The sequence below is a fragment of the Acinetobacter lwoffii genome (genome assembly GCF_024129435.1).
Lineage (GTDB): Bacteria > Pseudomonadota > Gammaproteobacteria > Pseudomonadales > Moraxellaceae > Acinetobacter > Acinetobacter lwoffii_F.
On the sequence record NZ_JAMXXN010000002.1, the window covers coordinates 186408 to 204416 of the forward strand.

General features: G+C 44.3%; 14 protein-coding genes. 6 read left to right on the top strand and 8 right to left on the bottom strand.

Annotation, left to right across the window (positions count from 1 at the left end):
- The 5 genes from NI455_RS02230 to NI455_RS02250 form a co-directional block, all read right to left on the bottom strand.
- On the bottom strand, nt 1-1200 hold the full coding sequence (locus tag NI455_RS02230) for an MFS transporter (protein WP_253112179.1): 1200 nt from the start codon (nt 1198-1200) through the stop codon (nt 1-3).
- A 40-nt stretch (nt 1201-1240) separates the two neighbouring features.
- Complete coding sequence (locus tag NI455_RS02235; RefSeq protein WP_253112181.1) at nt 1241-1804, bottom strand: TetR/AcrR family transcriptional regulator; 564 nt, start codon at nt 1802-1804, stop codon at nt 1241-1243.
- Nucleotides 1805-1954: 150 nt separating this feature from the next.
- Entirely contained in the window at nt 1955-2476 is a 522-nt protein-coding gene (locus NI455_RS02240) for an acyl-CoA thioesterase (protein WP_004280680.1), read from the bottom strand.
- A 287-nt stretch (nt 2477-2763) separates the two neighbouring features.
- Nucleotides 2764-2940, bottom strand: a complete 177-nt coding sequence (locus NI455_RS02245; protein ID WP_005265927.1) for a hypothetical protein — start codon at nt 2938-2940, stop codon at nt 2764-2766.
- Nucleotides 2941-3286: 346 nt separating this feature from the next.
- On the bottom strand, nt 3287-4291 hold the full coding sequence (locus tag NI455_RS02250) for a patatin-like phospholipase family protein (protein WP_004645821.1): 1005 nt from the start codon (nt 4289-4291) through the stop codon (nt 3287-3289).
- A 124-nt stretch (nt 4292-4415) separates the two neighbouring features.
- On the opposite strand from NI455_RS02250, the gene chrA reads away from it, so the two are divergent.
- The gene (chrA, locus tag NI455_RS02255; protein ID WP_253112183.1) at nt 4416-5621 is read left to right on the top strand and encodes a chromate efflux transporter; all 1206 of its coding nucleotides are present in this window, start codon (nt 4416-4418) and stop codon (nt 5619-5621) included.
- A gap of 54 nt (nt 5622-5675) precedes the next feature.
- Here the strand turns inward: chrA and NI455_RS02260 are convergent, their stop codons facing one another.
- The gene (locus tag NI455_RS02260; protein WP_253112185.1) at nt 5676-7151 is read right to left on the bottom strand and encodes an alanine/glycine:cation symporter family protein; all 1476 of its coding nucleotides are present in this window, start codon (nt 7149-7151) and stop codon (nt 5676-5678) included.
- A 45-nt stretch (nt 7152-7196) separates the two neighbouring features.
- Entirely contained in the window at nt 7197-8435 is a 1239-nt protein-coding gene (gene gltS / locus NI455_RS02265; RefSeq protein WP_004731964.1) for a sodium/glutamate symporter, read from the bottom strand.
- 902 nt (nt 8436-9337) lie between these two features.
- Between gltS and NI455_RS02270 the strand changes: the two genes are divergently transcribed.
- A complete protein-coding gene (locus NI455_RS02270) occupies nt 9338-10045 on the top strand; it encodes a nitroreductase (protein ID WP_184412400.1) in 708 nt (235 codons plus the stop codon).
- Between the two features lie 76 nt (nt 10046-10121).
- On the opposite strand, the gene NI455_RS02275 is transcribed toward NI455_RS02270, so the two are convergent.
- Nucleotides 10122-11339, bottom strand: a complete 1218-nt coding sequence (locus tag NI455_RS02275) for a multidrug effflux MFS transporter (protein ID WP_253112187.1) — start codon at nt 11337-11339, stop codon at nt 10122-10124.
- A 138-nt stretch (nt 11340-11477) separates the two neighbouring features.
- Between NI455_RS02275 and yccS the strand changes: the two genes are divergently transcribed.
- The 4 genes from yccS to NI455_RS02295 all read left to right on the top strand — a co-directional run bounded on the left by yccS (nt 11478) and on the right by NI455_RS02295 (nt 17991).
- Nucleotides 11478-13652 (top strand): YccS family putative transporter, encoded by a 2175-nt coding sequence (yccS, locus tag NI455_RS02280; protein ID WP_253112189.1) that lies wholly within the window; start codon nt 11478-11480, stop codon nt 13650-13652.
- An 85-nt stretch (nt 13653-13737) separates the two neighbouring features.
- A complete protein-coding gene (locus tag NI455_RS02285) occupies nt 13738-14298 on the top strand; it encodes a YcxB family protein (protein ID WP_153566570.1) in 561 nt (186 codons plus the stop codon).
- Nucleotides 14299-14467: 169 nt separating this feature from the next.
- Complete coding sequence (locus NI455_RS02290; RefSeq protein WP_253112191.1) at nt 14468-17098, top strand: PepSY domain-containing protein; 2631 nt, start codon at nt 14468-14470, stop codon at nt 17096-17098.
- 98 nt (nt 17099-17196) lie between these two features.
- Nucleotides 17197-17991, top strand: coding sequence for a YdcF family protein (locus NI455_RS02295; RefSeq protein WP_253112193.1), 795 nt, complete (start codon nt 17197-17199; stop codon nt 17989-17991).
- Nucleotides 17992-18009: the final 18 nt, after the last annotated feature.

The window sequence follows — 18009 nt, forward strand, 5'->3', positions numbered from 1 at the left end:
TTATAACTCCAAACTTGCCGGGCGCTTATTTTGCTTTTTGGCAACATACTGACGATAAACCAATATCGTCACAATGACGAGTGCGGCACTCAAAACATAGGTAGTTTCAAAGCCCCAATAGGCAATCAATACTCCCATTGCCACGGAACCGATCGCTAAACCCAGATCAAACAGGGTAAAGAAGGTTGAAATCGCATGTCCCATACGCTGTTTGTCGACCGACTGAATGGCCAAGGTCTGCAAACATGGGAATAGTGAACCATAACCGATCCCAATAAACACCGCCGACAACCATAATATCCATTGATTGGAAATCAGGCTGACAATCACTAGACCAATAGCAAAGAAAACAAATGAAGGATAAATAACTGCACTTGGTCCTTTACGGTCATAAATCTTTCCGACCCAAGGTCTGACCAGCAACATAGACGCTGCAAAGACAATAAAGAATACGCTGGTATAGGCCAAAAGCTGCTTGGTTTCACTAAATGCAGTAATAAAACCCATGATGCCCGAATAGGCAAAAGCGGTTAGCAACGCCACGAAACTTACCGCCAGAACTTTGACTTCCAGAATATCCTGCAAGCTCAAGCTGGTTCTCTCTGTGCTTATGGCTTCAGGTTTTGGTAACTCTGTGATTTTGAGCATCCAACAGAAAATGAGCCCCAAAGAAATGATAATGGCAAGAATGCCAAATAAGACCTTAAAGCTGGTGAACTGAATTACGGTCAATGCCAGCAAGGGCCCAAAAACCACACCAAGATTGGTCGACATGACGAAATAACCCATGCCCTCACCTTTGCGCTGTTCAGGAATAAATTCATTGGCGACGGGTACTGCCACCGTGGTCAAAATACTGAACCAGATGCCATGTAAAAAACGCACCAGCAACAGCGACCACATGCTATCTACCAGCAAATAACTAAAGGCAAATAAGGCAAAAATCACGCCGGCACCGCGCATCGAGATTTTCTTGCTGAGCTTTTCGATGATCATGCCGGAAAATGGCCGGATCGCAATCGAAGAGGCCAAAAATAGCGTCAGCGCCAGACCCGCTTCTTTTACCGAACCGCCCAGATCTTTCATGATGTAAATCGGCAAGATGGTCAATAAAGCAAAATAATAAACAAACAGGAAAAAATTATTGAATAAGCACAAGATAAATGAGCGATTCCATAACCGCTCAGCGCTAACTGACATAATCACCAACTCTTAAAATTTGTAGGGAAATAGCACAAACTCAGGCTTGAACAGTGACCGGATGCAAGGCCAACTCGACCAGATTCTGGATATAGTGTTCATCTGGAATCCGGTTGAAAAAAGTGATCTGGTAATGAATCGGGCCGTATAAGGTATCCAGCATCAAATCAAAAGGATAATCCGCGCGGATTTCTCCCCGTTCAATCGCTTGCTGAATCAGTTGATGGGTCTGTTGCCGACGTGGCAAGAGATATTGCTGAAAGAACTCACCTGCCAGTTCGCGGTGATTGGCAATCACTACCAGCAAAGCCCGACCGACCGGATGATTCAGCGCTTGAGATAAAGAACCGAGTTGTTGAATGAGATTGCTTTTCAGGCTTTTAGAGGTATCCAGCTCAAATACCGAAGCTGTATGCTGTTTGAAAGTGTCCAGCACCAGTTCCGATTTATGTTTCCACCATCGATAAATCGTGGACTTGCCAACACCGGCACGTGCCGCTACATCTTCAATCGTCAGCTGATGATATTCACATTCTGCCAGCGCATCTGCGACCGCCTGTAAAATGCACTGCTGTCGTCGGGAACTTTTTTCGTCACTGCTCATATTTTTCTACTTAACTTTTAAGATCTAAAAATCGAAACGATACGTATCGTTTTATATTAGAGTAAAAAATAACAAAGCTCCAGTGAAAAACTGAAATTGATGCAAAAAAAAGACCTTCATATGAAGGTCTTTTCTCAATCACGATTTAACTTAACTCTGTGCAGTCTTTTTATAAATGCTGCATGAAGGATGATGATTTTCTTGCAAACGCGCGACTTTACGCTGTTCTGCTGCTTCAAAACGGCAACGTTTCCAGTCATTGTCCAGGTTCAAAGCTGGAATCTGTTTTGGTTTACCATTTTCATCCACCGCAACCATGGTGAAATAACAGCTATTGGTATGACGTACCGTTCTCTTTTGAATATTCTGGGCTTCTACACGAATCCCGATTTCCATTGAAGTACGGCCAACATGATTCACACTGGCCAGAAAGGTAACCAGCTCACCAACGTGAATCGGCTCTTTAAAATTCACCTTGTCTACAGATAAGGTCACGACATAACTACCCGAATAGCGACTTGCACACGCATACGCCACCTGATCCAATAATTTCAGAATGGTTCCACCATGAACATTTCCTGAAAAATTTGCCATATCTGGCGTCATGAGAACTGACATCGTTAACTCTGACTGGTCATCCGACACTGCTGCAATTTGATCTAAAGGGGCCATCGTTTTCTTTGAACTCTTTGAATGACAAGGTTATCGTTTATTATTATAGCGTCTTTAACATGAATAAAATGTTCATTTCGGCAAATGAAGCATCACAATTATTGATATAGAAAATGTATTCATACAGAAAAAAATATATTTAATTGCTTAAAATCTCAGTTAGAAAGTTAAGTGCCAATAAATCAACACTTATTTATCTGTGGCCGATCACACAGCAACTGAGAATTTTTCACTGTTTTAAGCTCTGAACAAAAATAATTCAGGAAAATAGAAAGACTTTTCGTGATTTAAAGCATTACTGGTCTGAGCATTTCCTGCGCCACGTTCTGATAACTTAAAATTTGTTGACCATCCAAGGTCGTTTCAACGGTAAAAGAACCATCCTGATGGGTCGCGGTCACTGTAAAAATATAGTGTTCGAATTGTGCCAGTTTGACCTGCTGTCCAATTTTAATATGCGTCATGATGTCTATATCTGTGCAGTGATCTTTTCAAACTGCATTCTGGCATGAACACAGATGCTTTTGAATATTTGATCAACTTAAGTATACGAATAATAATATTAAAATTTTAATTTAGGACGAATAAGGCTTATTATTTAAAACAATATACTTATAATTCAATTTGTTATATTTAAAATTAATTTTATCTTTTGCGATAATTCTGATTGACTGATACACATAGGCAATTATCTTATCTTTTATAACAATCAGTTAAGCGTTACAGCCGATGATCCTTTATCCTTTTGATTGAATATCCCTATACTGCGGTCCTACGATATAGGAATAAACAGAAAATTCAAAAAAAGATTTATTGAGCTTGATGTTCATGTACCACAAACTGTGGAATACGATGTCCTTGAGCATAATCATGTTTTTGGTAGGCTTGTGAAATTTCCATCAACTTTAACTGGGTCGCCTCGGCACCAGCCTGCATGGTGAGTTCCCTGCCACGTACATCAAAGATATGGCCTTTTTCGCGTAAGTCCGGCTGAATCACCACATCTGCATGCTTTAATTCTTCATGTGCCAGATGTTGCTGCATAATATTAATGTTCTGATTAAACAGTCCCCAGACATTGCTGGTTTCCGTGTGAATGGGCTGTGCCAGAATATCCACCGCAATCACAATATCGGCTCCCAGCTCACGTGCCACATCGACCGGCACCGGACTGACCAGACCACCATCTACATATTCTTTACCTTGAATAATAGTCGGAATAAACATACTCGGAATCGAGACTGAAGCACGTACCGCCTGTCCGGTATTGCCATAGTTAAAGACGACTTTCTTGCCTTCTTTCAGCGCAGTTGCTACCACAAACATCGGGATTTTCATGGCTTCAAGCGGAGTTTGATCGACCTGTAAATTGACATAGTCTTCAACTTTCTTGCCATCAAAAAAGCCTTTTCTGGCCAGTTTGATATCACGGACATCATTCGGTCGCATGCTGAGGGCAATATTGCGCAGTTCAATCGCCGGTTTACCACTTGCATAAATGGATCCCACGATACTGCCCGCACTGGTTCCGACAATAAAATCTGGTTGAATACCCGCTTGTTCCAGTACTTCCAGCGCACCAATATGCGCATAACCACGCGCACCGCCACTGCCTAGGACTAAAGCAACTACCGGACGCTGTTGGGTTTGCTTGATCTTTTGAAAATCAATTTGATTTGGACGTGCCTGAGCTTCTCCGCGTTGTGCAGCAGGTTGCAGATGACTGGTCGCCGCTTGGGCTGTCATGGGGGTCGTTTGGCAAGCACTCAGGCCAAATGTACCCAGTATCACCATACTCAACACATATTTCTGCATGCAGAGAATGTCCTCATTAATCTAAAGCAGCATAGTGTATAAACACATGCATAAATAGTCTGTAGAATTTCGTAAAACTGTCATACAGTTCAGCTACTTTACCTTCATTTTTCCCCATAACTGTATGTCTTCAATCTCACTGTATCGGATTTTCCTGATTTTCCTGCAACTGGGCTGCATTTCATTTGGTGGTCCAGCGGCGCATCTGGTGTTTTTTCACCGAAAATTTGTGACCCAACTGCAATGGTTGAATGACACCCAGTACAGTCAACTGGTCGCTTTGGCGCAACTTTTACCCGGGCCGAGCAGCAGTCAGGTGGGGCTGTCGATCGGTTATCTGCAACGGGGCTATACTGGTGCCGTGATCGCATGGTTGGGTTTTACCCTGCCCTCAATGATTCTGATGACCTTGGTGGCGCTCTTGGGTCAAAGCTATTTTCATATTTTAAACTCAAACAGCTTTCATACCATCCAGTTAATTGTATTTTCTGTAATCGCCTGGGCATTCTGGCAAATGCTGAGAAGCTTCTGTAAAACGGTTTGGCAATACGCTGTCTTAATCCTCTCTGTCGCATTACTGATAGTCGTTTCAGTAAGTTTTAACCAGATTCTGGTCATTATACTGGGCGCAATCTGTGGACTCTTGGCTGGATATTTTTCCCAATCAGATTCGAAACCCAAAGAAATTAACAAAACGGCAATCAGCTCGCCATATATTCGATCTGCCGCTGCACCCTATTGGCTGCTAGCATTTATCTTGCCATTTTTGCTGCTGCCCTTAGCAGGCAAATTATGGGGTGAATCGGAGCTGCAATTTTTTTCCAATTTCTATCAGACTGGCTCGCTGGTATTTGGTGGCGGTCATGTAATTCTGCCTTTGTTACATCAGGACTTTGTTACGACTGGTTTAGTCAGTGCACAATCTTTTGATCTTGGCTATGCATTTGCCCAGCTGATGCCGGGACCTTTATTCAGTTTTGCCAGTTATATTGGTGCTTTGCTGCCTTGGACGCCTTATGCCTGGCTGAATACATTGTTAGCGACCTGTGCAATCTTTTTACCTTCATTTTTCTTGATCTTTGCCACCTTGCCTTACTGGTCGTGGTTGATGCAGCAGCGCCATATTCATCAGGCGGTGATGGGCATCAATGCTGCAGTGGTGGGTTTGTTACTATATTTATTGCTGGATCTTTCACAACGCTATTTTAGCTATGGTTCCGACCTGGTCTTTGTCGCGGTGATGATTGCCCTGCTACGCTCAAAACTACCGGTCTGGTTCAGCCTGATTTTGGGCTTTGTGCTTTATCAAAGTTATTTAAATTTCTTCTAAAGAAAACTTTGGCACAAAAAAGCCCCGAATGATCGGGGCTTTTTACTTCAAGTCTTACCAGATATCTGATTTGACTTTATCTTTAAATTTAGGATGATTATCCAGCTTAAACTCAGGCTCTTTCGCGCCACGCTTCAACTGACCGGTATAGTCTTTGAGCAACATCAGCAGGAAGGGCATCAGCAACAGGATTGCGATCAGGTTGATACTTGCCATCACGCCCATGAACAGATCTGCCATATTCCAGATCAATGGCACACTGGCGATAGAACCGAAATACACCATGATCAAAACAAAAATCCGGAAGATCAGCATCACCCGGCGATTGTTATTGATGAACTGCACGTTTCCTTCGGCATAGGCATAGTTACCAATAATTGAAGAATAGGCGAACAGGAATAAAATCAAAGCCAGGAAGTCATCGCCCCAAGCCCCAATCTGGCTTTCCAGTGCCATCTGGGTCAAGGTCACGCCTTCAAAGCCTGCATTTTCATACAGACCCGAAACCAGAATAATAATCGCGGTACATGAACACACCACAAAGGTATCTACAAATACTCCGAGCATCTGTACCAGACCCTGGTTGACCGGATGTTTGACATCGGAAGCTGCAGCGGCGTTCGGTGCCGAACCCATCCCTGCCTCGTTAGAGAACAGACCACGCTTGATGCCCATCATCATGGCCATAGATACCATGGCACCAAAGAAACCACCAGCGGCGGCTTCAAACTCAAAGGCTTTACTGAAAATGAGCTGGAAGATGGATGGGAGCAAATCGTAATTGATGACCGCAATATACAAAGCCACAGCCAGATAAAGCACAGCCATAAACGGCACAAAGCTTTCCGCGACTTTTGCAATCCGTTTAATTCCGCCAAAAATGATCACCGCAGTCATAAAGACCAGAAACAATCCAACCCAGGAGATTTCCAGATTCAGGCCGCCTAATGGCAGAATCAGGTTCGCCTGATCCCAGCCCCAGGCATGAGAAGTCGCTCCGGTAATGGCATTGGCCTGAACTGCATTGAAGACAAAACCATAAGTCGTGATCAATGCAATCGCAAAGACAATCCCGAGCCATTTCTGTTTCAGGCCTTGGGTAATGTAATAAGCTGGTCCACCACGGAATTGCTGGTTTTTGTTATCTCGCACCTTAAACAACTGGGCCAAAGAGGATTCAACAAAAGCAGAACTCATGCCCAGAAAGGCAGTAAACCACATCCAGAAAACGGCACCGGGGCCACCAATTGCAATCGCAATGGCAACACCCGCGACATTGCCCACCCCGACCCGGCTTGCCAGTCCAGTGACAAAGGCCTGAAACGGGGTAATGCCGTGCGTATCCTGAACCTTGCCACGGCTATTTTTCATGACTTTCATGCTGTGCCAGAACAAACGAATTTGTACTGCACCCGTCATGATCGTGTAGAAAATACCGACTGCGACCAGAAACACCACCAGAAAATCCCATAAAGGGCCATTCAGGGCATTAATCCAGCCGAGTAAGGTTTCATTTAACTGATCATTCATGTCACATCCTTATGAGCCTATGACTCATCGTATCAGGCATAAAAATTATGCAAAAAACTTCAAAATCATCTGAATAACAGTAGCATTGATTAAGTCAACGAAGAACGCACCACATAATGGAACAATCAGGAAGGCCTTATGCGACGCACCATACATATTGGTAATCGCCTGCATATTGGCAACCGCTGTTGGCGTTGCGCCCATACCGAAACCACAATGCCCTGCTGCAAGTACCGCAGCATCGTAGTTTTTACCCATGATGCGGAAAGTTACAAAACCGGCATACAAAGCCATGGTGATGGTCTGTGCACCCAGAATTACCATCAATGGTCCTGCAAGGTCAGCCAATTGCCATAATTTCAATGATAACAATGCCATCGCCAAGTACAGCGACAATGAAGCATTACCGAACACATCAATCGCGCGATCGAAAATCTGAACTTTGAAAACACCTTCCAGTACATTACGCAGGATGACACCACCCGCCAATGCCCAGACAAATGTTGGCAGTTCAAATGCAGTACCTTTACTGAAACCCGTCATAAACTCTGCAAAAGCCAAACAGCCTGCAAATAGACCCAAGGTCGTGATTGCATTATCAGCGGTAATTAAACGCACCTGATGCGGATATTCAAACGGTACATATTCGCTGGTGGTGCTGTCCATTGGCGTATTGTCACGCGTTTCAATTTGCTGATCGGTACGCGCAGTCGCCAGGTTATAACGGTTGATCAGCAACTTGGCTAAAGGTCCGCCAATAATACCGCCGATAATCAATCCAAAAGTCGCACTGGCCATACCTAGTGCCAGCGCCCCCTGAATACCATGTTCAACTTCAAAAATTTCCCCCCATGCACCCGCAGTACCATGACCACCGGTTAAGGTAACTGAGCCTGCAATCAGGCCAATCAACGGGTCAATACCCAATAATGTTGCCAGACTCATGCCGACCGCATTTTGCAAAATAATGAAAGCCGAAACAGCAAACAGGAAAATAACCAGACCGATCCCACCTTCACGCAACTTGGAAAAGTTGGCACTCAGACCAATCGAAGCAAAGAAAATCAGCATAAAGCTGGTTTGTAATTCTGCACTGGTGGTGATGCTATATCCCCACAATGAATGCACCAGCAATGAGATAATCGCCGCAACCAAACCGCCCGCAACCGGCTCAGGAATATTGTAACGTCTTAAAAAATCGATTTTATTAACCAGGAATCGGCCGAGTAACAAAACAATGACTGCGGCAATCAAGGTATAAAATGCGTTAAAAGTAAAATCCATAATTTTTTGCCCAAGATGATTTTGAATTTTTTATTTTTCTAAAAGTTATGGAGTGCGCTAGATTTCTAGCTCGCTCATTAGATGTTCATCTGGAAATATCCTGATTTGATCTATCACCTTTAGAAAAACAAACCGATTTATCATCTCTTTCAAACTTATGAATATCATCATCACGATCATATTCAACAAATGAGAGATTTATAAAAGCAACACCTTTTCTATTCCGATACTCAGTCTGTTGTAAAATTGCAGACAATTTTCAAACAGATGCGCATGCTGGTAAAAAAACTGTGTTTTAAGCTCAAAAAAAACATTCAGTGCTTGATGAGTGCTTTCAACCTAAAGACTTCATTCAAGCCATCTGGAATCGCGTTATTTAAAACAGATCTTAATCACGAAATGCATGAATTAAGATGAAAAGTCGTACATTATGCTGTTTCTTCGTATCAGGTTTTATTTCTTTTTATTAGCAATAGTTAATTTACCTATAAAAAATAATTATAAATTCTCATTTTTATATGAAGATTAATCTATATTTTAATTCAAAAAAAATATTAATCTTTTACTCGACACAAAATGAAACAGGGATCTTGAAATTAAATTATCTTGATTTTCAGTCAAAATAAACCAGTTCTCTGTGTGAAATTGTTATTGTTGAATGGTTCAAGCACTTGGGTTTTAAGCCATTTTTTAAATCAAAGACCAACTTTATGACTAAATCCATTGCTATCACTTAGGCGATTTATGCTCAGCTAAAAGAATGCGAAATTTAATTATTCAAGTCATTTTGCTGATAAATTGTTTTTTCAGCTGGCGAAGAATTAAATTTTCCTATCCCCCGTTCTGTTTGTTTAGTTTATAGTCATTGCAAACTCAATAAGGATATTCGACTGGACCCCATAATGGATCAAAATCTTGTTCATGCTGTAGATCACACCATCACTTCTCGCCATTCAGTGCGTGCTTTTTTAAATACCCCCGTTAGTACAGACACCTTAAAAGAGATTTTGACGGTGGCCAGCCGCGCGCCCTCAGGAACCAATACCCAACCCTGGAAGGTGTATGTGGTAACAGGTAAAAAGCGTGATGAACTCGTGCAACGTGTCTGTCAGGCACAAATGCAAATCTATGCAAATCCTGCATTGTCACAGCAGTATCAGGAAACTTTCGCCTACTATCCTGAACAATGGATCTCGCCATTTATTGAACGTCGTCGTGAAAATGGCTGGGGTTTATATGGCTTGCTGAATATTCAAAAAGGCGAAAAGGAAAAAATGGCGCGTCAGCAGCTGCGTAATTTTGAATTATTTGATGCCCCTGTCGGCTTATTTTTTACTGTACATCGGTCTTTGGCGATTGGGTCCAAAATGGATGTTTCCATGATGATCCAGAATGTCATGCTGGCAGCAAAAGCCCGCGGTCTGGACACTTGCCCGCAGGCAGCCTGGAATCACTTTCACCCGATCGTGCTTGATCTGGTCGGCGCACCCGATGATGAAGAGCTGGTCTGCGGTATGGCACTGGGTTATGCCGACCCAGAGCAAATTATTAACAGCTTTATTACCCCGCGCGTTCCCGTAGAAGAATTTGCCGTGTTTATCGATGAGTGATGCAAGCAGGGCTAAGCCAACTTGCTTAGCCCTCTGTCCAGACCAGTATTTTTATTATCTGAGAGGCAGCCAGCATCTATGCATTTTTTAGGCTGGGCATGTTGATTTTAAAAATCGCCCAAGCAGAAATACCGACAAAAACCAGCATGATCAATGCCATATTCAGTAAAGCATGCCAGATCAGAAAATTCAGTAATACACCGCTCAATAAACCACAGACAAATTGCATACTGCCCATAATGGCACTTGCAGTTCCTGCCCGCTCGCCCTGTTTAGCCATTGCTAAAGCCATGGCATTCGGACCAGTAAACCCAAGGGCTGCCACAACAATAAACATGCCTAACAACACCCAGAGCACAGAATCGACATCCAGACAGCCGAGCAAGATTAACCCTAATACACCGGCAAACTGCAGGCAGGTGCCGATTTTCAGGCGCTGTAATATCGAGAAACGCCCAGCCAGACGTTTATTCAAGGTCGAAAACAGCATGATCCCGAAGGCATTGGCACCAAAGGCGTAAGCAAACTGCTGCTCGGTCAGTTGATAACGATCCATCAGAATGGCAGAAGAAGCGCTGATATAACAGAACATCACCGCACCGGAAAAACAGCCGGCATAGAGCGGGCGTCGAAAGCTTGGATCCTGAAAAATAGTACGGTACAAACTTAATACCTGCTGGAAGTTCAGCTTGAGACGGCGTTCTGGCTCCAAGGTTTCTTTAAATAGAAAATGTACACAGGCCAGACTCAACAGACCGCAGCCCATCAGCACCAAGAAGATCACATTCCATTCATAAAACATTAATACCCAGGCCCCCAGACTCGGGGCGATGATTGGTGCAATCGCAGTCACAATCATCATGCTGGCAAAGGCCTGAGCTGCTGAGTGCATATCCAGACGGTCACGAATTGCAGCACGTGCCATGACCACGCCAACACAACCACCGAGGGCTTGCAGAATCCGTGCAGCGATCAGGCTCCATTCATCCTGCGCAAAGACACACAGCAAACTTGCTACAATGTATAAGCACAACCCAAAATACAGCGGTGGTTTACGCCCAACCCGGTCACTGATCGGACCATAAATCAGTTGCCCGATCGCCAGACCGAAGAAATAAGCCGGCAAGCTATTGGAAACCATTTGGGTACTGACACCAAAATCTGCTGCCATAGCCGGTAAGGCCGAAAGATACATATCAATGGATAAAGGCCCGAGTGCACTTAAGGTCGCCAGCAAAACAATCCAGGACATGGCATAAGGTTGTTGTACTATTTTATTCGATGTCATAAGCATGAAGATTTAAAACGCTAATATGCAGACAAATTAACACAGTGCATAGTATGATTTAGCCTGAAATGAAGATTTATAAATATACTATTTTCATTAGCCTATTCAGATTCAGCTCTAAGACTGCAGTATAAAGGACGACCTTTGAAATCTTGGCTCACTCGTCTCAAGCAAACCACCTATAATACGACCTTGATGTATAACCTGCGCATGATGACGGCATTTGCAGGTACCGCCTTTGTTCCCTATTTTATGGGACAACAATTGATGACGATTCCACTGACTTTAGGCGTGGTCGCAGCCGGTTTAAGCGATATTGATGACCGCTTTTCGGTGCGGATATTAAATCTGCTCTATACCTACATTGGCTTCTTTATTACCGCAGTGGGTGTATATCTGCTCTATCCCTATCCTGTGCTGTTTGCCTTGGCCTTAATTGTATCCTGTATTGCCCTGATTTTGCTGGGTTCACTAGGGCGACGCTATGCCACGATTTCCTACGGCTGTCTGGTGATTTCCGTTTATTCCATGCTCGGGGTGGAGCTGTTTGATGAATGGTATAAACAGGCTGGTTTATTGGTCATCGGCGCGATGTGGTACGGTCTGCTGTCGACCATCAGTTTCCTGACTTTCCCTGCCCGGCTGGCGCAAGACAAGCTTGCCATTTCCTATTCTGCGCTCGGTGATTTTTTATATGCCAAGTCCAATCTGTTTGATGTGGACATGACGCCGAAAAGCTATCAGCAGAGCATGATTGAACTCTCGCTTGAAAACGGCAAACTGATTGCGATTTTCAATGAGATGAAAACTGCCCTTTTAACTCGTCTGAAAGGTGACCGTGGGCAAAAAGATACCCGTCGCAGTCTGCAATATTATTTTGTGGCGCAGGATATTCATGAACGTGCCGATTCAGCACATATTGATTATCAGAAATTGGCCAAGATTTTCCAGCATAGCGATATCCTGTTCCGCTTCCAGCGCATCATGTCAATTCAGGGCAAAGCCTGTAAGGACCTGAGTGAAAGTTTACTGATGCGCAAACCCTATGTGCATAACCAGCGCTTCAAGCATGCCTTTGATAACCTGAGACAGTCTCTGGATAAGTTACGTCAGGAGCAGCAGTATGATCAGGTCTGGATCAATTCCTTATTTGCGCTGTTTCAAAACCTGAAATCAATTGATGCCCAGTTACGCAACCTGGAAACCGAGCAGAATATCAAGTCCGAGCGTTTCAAACATATCGAGAACCAGCTTAGAGATGATGACCTGAAAGGCTGGGATGACATCAAGATTCGGATTAAGCAGCATCTGACCCCAGAATCGGTGCTGTTCCGGCATGCCATTCGCCTGTCGATTGTGCTGCTGATCAGCTATATTTTTGTACAGGTCAGCAATATTGAATATGGTTACTGGATTTTATTGACCGCACTCTTTGTCAGCCAGCCCAACTTTAACGCCACCAAACGGCGTTTACGTCTGCGTATTATCGGTACGTTGGTCGGTATTATCCTCGGTTATGCCATTTTATATTTTGTGCCGTCCATCGAAGGACAATTATTGCTTCTGGTACTGAGTGGGATTCTGTTCTTTGAATTGCGCAGTAAACAGTATGCACAGGCCACCGCCTTTATCACGATTTTAGCCCTGATCAACTTCAACCTGGACGGTATGGGCTATGCCGCGGCCATCCCGCGTATGATCGACACCTTGATTGGCTGTGCGATTGCCTGGTTCGGCGTCAGTTTTATTTTTCCAGACTGGAAGTTCCGGCGTTTGCCGCGCAGTATCAAACGCAGCTTGCAGGCAGAAGCAGATTATTTGAGTGAAGTAATCGAGCAGTATAAATCGGGACGTAATAATGGCTTGAAATATCGGATTGTGCGCCGTACGGCCCACAATACCGATGCAGAGGTGGCTTCACTGATTTCAACACTGGCCACTGAACCGGATATTGATCCGGTACAAAAATCGCTGGCCTTTGAGTTCCTGTGTCTGAATCATACTTTTATCAGTTATATTGCCGCACTGGGCGCACACCGGGAAAAAATTGAAGATCAGGACATTCTGAATTTACTAGACAAAGCACTTGAGAACATTCGTGGTGCATTGTTACGAGATGAAATGCCCGATTTAAGTGCGCAAAATATGATTGCCCATATTCGCCAGCGCCTGGCTCAAGATCAGGAGCAAGATCAGAAATCCCTGATCATTTTGCAGCAACTGTCTTTAATGTTCAGCATTTTAAAGCAGTTGAGCCAACTGAAACAAAGTTTGAGTCATGAGCGTGATGAACAGGCCACTGAATTAGGTTCATTATAATTTGGCTGATTTTGGAACAATATACTCACTGAATTGGTACAATTAGTGCTAAACTTTTTACAGTTTAAAATCTGCTAATTTCACTATGACCGCGAAAAATTTATACGCTTATACCCTACAGCCTGTGAACTATGAAATTTCAGAAGCCGAGCAGCGTCATGCTCAGCTGGTGATCTGGCGTAGTACCAATAAAATTGGCATGAAAGCATGGCTGATCATGGGTGCTGTTGTTGCACTTTCTATTCTGGGCATTCTGCTCCTGAAGAACTATTCTACCGTGTTCTGCTGGGTGGCCATTATCTGTGTAGTGTTGTATTACCTGATCCGTACCTTTGGTCTGGAATGGTATGTTAAACGCAAGATGAATGAATTTCCGGTACAGGAAATCAAGGGTGTTCGCCTGGGCGTACAACCACATGGCATCGTGATGCGCCAGAAAATGGGCATGCAAGAAGGTGTTGGCGCGATTAGCTGGAAAGACATCTATGAATGGTACAACACACCAGAATTCATGTTGGTCAATTTCAAAGTAAAAGGCCAGCAAGGTGCGTATATCCTGCCGAAACGTCTGGACAGCAAAAACTTCTCTTTCGCCACGATTCGCAAGCATCTGGAAGCCGAAGTCGGCGCAGCAAAACAAATCTAAACTGTTCTTTTTTCAGTGAAAAACCTCCTGCCCCGGCATGGAGGTTTTTTTAATCTTAAAACAATAAATGATAATGAGAATAAATATTATCCTCAACACCTATAATTCGGGCTTAAACTTCAGTTATAATTTTGCCACTTTTATAGATCTCACCCTTAATCTGACGACCATGTTTAAAAAGACATTTTTCCAAATCCACTGGTTTCTGGGGATTACAGCAGGTTTAATCCTCTCGATAATGGGGGTCACTGGCGCAATCTATTCCTATGAACAACAAATATTAAAATGGATGAATAGCGACAGTTATACGGTTCAGGTTCAGCAACGTGACAAACTCACGCCTTCCGAGCTGTATCAGTACTTTAACCGTACTGCGCCTGACATGAAGATCAACAGTATTACCGTGGCACAAGATCCAAGTGCTTCGAGTACCGTGAATGTCGCTAAAGAAGGCGCACGGCGTGGTCAGAACATCATGATCAACCCGTATACGGCTGAAGTCTTGCCAGAGATTAAGGGTCGGGAATTTTTCCAGTTTGTTCAGCAACTGCATCGTAATTTGACGGTTGGTCCAGTAGGTAAGCAGATTACCGGTGCCTGTACCCTGATGCTGATCTTTTTTGTCTTGTCAGGTCTGTACCTGCGCTGGCCGAAACGTCATTCGATCAAGCAATGGTTCTTTGTAAAACCTCAGTTGAAAGGCCGTAATTTTATCTGGGATCTGCATGCTGTTGTGGGAACCTGGGTGGTGATTTTCTACCTGATTCTGGCCTGTACCGGTCTGTACTGGTCTTATGACTGGTGGCGCAATGGCATGTTTAAAGTGCTGGGTGTGGAACGCCCGCAACCGGAAATGCAGGCCAATGCCGGCAATAACCGTGGTGAAGGACGTCCAGGCGGTGAACGTGGTCCGCGTGCCGAAGGTGAAGTACGAGGCGAAGGCCGCCAAGGTGGCGAACGCGGTGCTGGTGGTGAAGGCCGTGAAGGTCTCAGCCCTGAAGCTACTGCCCGTGCGCTAGACCAGAGCTGGATTGGCTTTAACACTGAATTTTCAGATAAGTATTCTACCGTAACGTTTAACCTTCCGAAAAAATCGGATGGCGAAATGCAGCTGAGCTTTATCGATCCAGTCGCTCAGCATGAACGTGCACGAAACAGTGCCACTTATAATTACCAGACAGCTGAATTTACCAAAGTTGAGCTGTATGAAGATAAAAAGCTTAATGAAAAAATCATGAGCAGCATGTTACCGGTGCATCGTGGCAGCTTCTTCGGCCCAATTTACCAGTTCTTTGCCATGGTCGCAGCCTTGTTGATGCCGTTGTTCTTTGTGACCGGCTGGATGCTCTATCTGAAACGTCGTAAACAGAAGCGCTTAACACAGGCAGCACGTCAAGGTGCGACTGCAGTAAACGTCGATGAAAATGCCAAACCGTGGCTCATTGCTTATGCCTCACAAACAGGGGTTTCTGAGCAACTGGCTTGGCGTACAGCAACTGCCCTACAGGAAGCACGCCAACCGGTAACCGTCAAGCCGGTACAGCAACTGACGCTTGCCGATTTACAGCAAACCGAACAGGTATTATTTGTTGCCAGTACTTATGGCACAGGTGAAGCGCCGGATCTGGCTTCTTCTTTTGAGAAAAAAATCCTGTCTGCTCAAGCTGATCTCAGTCATTTAAGTTATGCGGTATTGGCTTTAGGTTCTCAGGAATATCCAGACAGCTATTGCAGTTTTGGTCACCGTATTGATCAGTGGTTAAAACAGAATGGTGCCCAGCAGCTATTCAATACAATTGAAGTCGACAATGCCAACAACGAGCATATCCAGCAATGGAATACTGCACTGGCACAAGTCACTCGACTTGAGCTACAAGCGATGAGTATCGATAAGACCTTTGATCACTGGAACCTGAGTAAACGTGAAGTCCTCAATCCAGGTAGTCTGGGTGCGCCTGCCTTCAATATCGAACTGACCCCTGAACATGAAGCCATCTGGCAAGCAGGTGATATTGCCGAGGTTCAACCAGGGAATAGCCAAGAACATATTCATGCATTTATGCAAAAGCACCAGATTGCAGCGGGTACAGAGGTCCCATCTCTGCATCAAAGCATTGAACAGGCACTCTGGGATCGTGATCTGACTCAAGCTGAACCTTTTGATTCTCTGGATCAGCTCCTCACGCAATTACCGGCTTTGGCAACACGTGAATACTCGATTGCCAGCATTCCAAGCCAGCAGGTTTTGCGTCTGGTGGTACGTCAGCAAACCGACACGAATGGTAATCTCGGTCTGGGTTCCGGCTGGTTGACTCAACATTCAGCGCTTAATGCACCCATTGCACTGCGTATTCGCAGCAATGAGTCTTTCCACCTGATTGATGACAACCGCCCGATTATCTGTATTGGTAATGGTACCGGGATTGCGGGATTATTAAGTCTGCTCAGTGCGCGTAACCGTCAGGACTATAGCCAGAACTGGCTAATCTTTGGTGAACGTCAGCGTGAACATGACTTCTTCTTTGAAGAAACCATTCAGGCCTGGCTGCAAATGGGAACCCTGAAACGTCTCGATCTTGCATTCTCGCGCGACCAGCAGGAAAAAGTCTATGTACACCATAAACTGCGTGAACAGGCTGAAGAACTAAAAGCCTGGATTGCACAAGGTGCGGTGATTTATGTTTGTGGTAGCATCAATGGTATGGCCAGCGATGTGGATCAGGCCCTGACCGAGATTCTCGGTGAAACAATGCTAGATCAATTACGTCTGGATGGACGTTATCGCCGTGATGTATATTAAGATAACCTGATATGCTAAAAACCGGGCTCAATGGCCCGGTTTTTATTGAAGATACAAAAGCAATAATAAGAATATGAATAAGAAAAAAGGAACTCTGGATGCTCAATCAACTTAAACGAAGTCTTAGCCTGATCTTTGGCTTGATTCTATGTCTCAATAGCGTCTGGTTACTGAGCCAAGGTCAGAGGCATTTTGCTATTGCCTTGTCTACCTTCATTGGGGTGGCATTCATCCTGTATGCCTTGTTTTTTTCATCTATTCAGCGCTGGAAACAGAATTCCCGATTCAGAACCTTGTTCTGGAACAGTCTCTGGGGCGGATTTCTATTCTGGATCATCAGTGTCGCTGCTTTCTTCGCTTATATCCAGATGTCAATCAACCCGACTGTTCCGGCACGACCTGCTGCAGCGATTTTAGTATTAGGTAGTGGTATTAATCAGGGTCAGCCCTCACCCATCTTAAAAAATCGTCTGGATACCGCAGCAAAATATGCAGAACGATATCCGAAGACTTTAATCATTATGACCGGTGGACGAAATTTCTGGGAGAGACAGAGCGAAGCTGAAGTCATGCAAAGTTATATCCATACGAACTATCCGCAGCTCAACAACCCCATTAGCCTAGAAGATCAAAGCAGGAGTACCCAACAGAACCTGCAATATTCTCAGGCAATATTAAAACAGCAACATATTGATCGAAATGAGCCAATTGCGATTGTCACCAGCGATTTTCACAGCCCTCGTGCTCGCGCCATTGCCAGACATCAGGGTTATCAACAAGTCATCAGCCTGAGTGCCAGCACACCCCAGAATGTTCGCTATAATTCCTGGTTACGCGAATATTTTGCTTTGATTAATGGCTGGCTACTGAATGAATATTCATTGTTCCAATAAACAAGCTGTTTTAAAAAC

Excerpts from the sequence above, each read along its gene's own strand:
- gltS (WP_004731964.1), bottom strand. The coding sequence starts at position 8,435 with ATGGATTTTACTTTTAACGCATTTTATACCTTGATTGCCGCAGTCATT.
- chrA (WP_253112183.1), top strand. The coding sequence starts at position 4,416 with ATGTCTTCAATCTCACTGTATCGGATTTTCCTGATTTTCCTGCAACTG.
- NI455_RS02275 (WP_253112187.1), bottom strand. The coding sequence starts at position 11,339 with ATGCTTATGACATCGAATAAAATAGTACAACAACCTTATGCCATGTCC.
- NI455_RS02240 (WP_004280680.1), bottom strand. The coding sequence starts at position 2,476 with ATGGCCCCTTTAGATCAAATTGCAGCAGTGTCGGATGACCAGTCAGAG.
- NI455_RS02295 (WP_253112193.1), top strand. The coding sequence starts at position 17,197 with ATGCTCAATCAACTTAAACGAAGTCTTAGCCTGATCTTTGGCTTGATT.
- NI455_RS02245 (WP_005265927.1), bottom strand. The coding sequence starts at position 2,940 with ATGACGCATATTAAAATTGGACAGCAGGTCAAACTGGCACAATTCGAA.
- NI455_RS02260 (WP_253112185.1), bottom strand. The coding sequence starts at position 7,151 with ATGAATGATCAGTTAAATGAAACCTTACTCGGCTGGATTAATGCCCTG.
- NI455_RS02285 (WP_153566570.1), top strand. The coding sequence starts at position 13,738 with ATGACCGCGAAAAATTTATACGCTTATACCCTACAGCCTGTGAACTAT.
- NI455_RS02270 (WP_184412400.1), top strand. The coding sequence starts at position 9,338 with ATGGATCAAAATCTTGTTCATGCTGTAGATCACACCATCACTTCTCGC.
- NI455_RS02235 (WP_253112181.1), bottom strand. The coding sequence starts at position 1,804 with ATGAGCAGTGACGAAAAAAGTTCCCGACGACAGCAGTGCATTTTACAG.
- NI455_RS02230 (WP_253112179.1), bottom strand. The coding sequence starts at position 1,200 with ATGTCAGTTAGCGCTGAGCGGTTATGGAATCGCTCATTTATCTTGTGC.
- NI455_RS02290 (WP_253112191.1), top strand. The coding sequence starts at position 14,468 with ATGTTTAAAAAGACATTTTTCCAAATCCACTGGTTTCTGGGGATTACA.
- NI455_RS02250 (WP_004645821.1), bottom strand. The coding sequence starts at position 4,291 with ATGCAGAAATATGTGTTGAGTATGGTGATACTGGGTACATTTGGCCTG.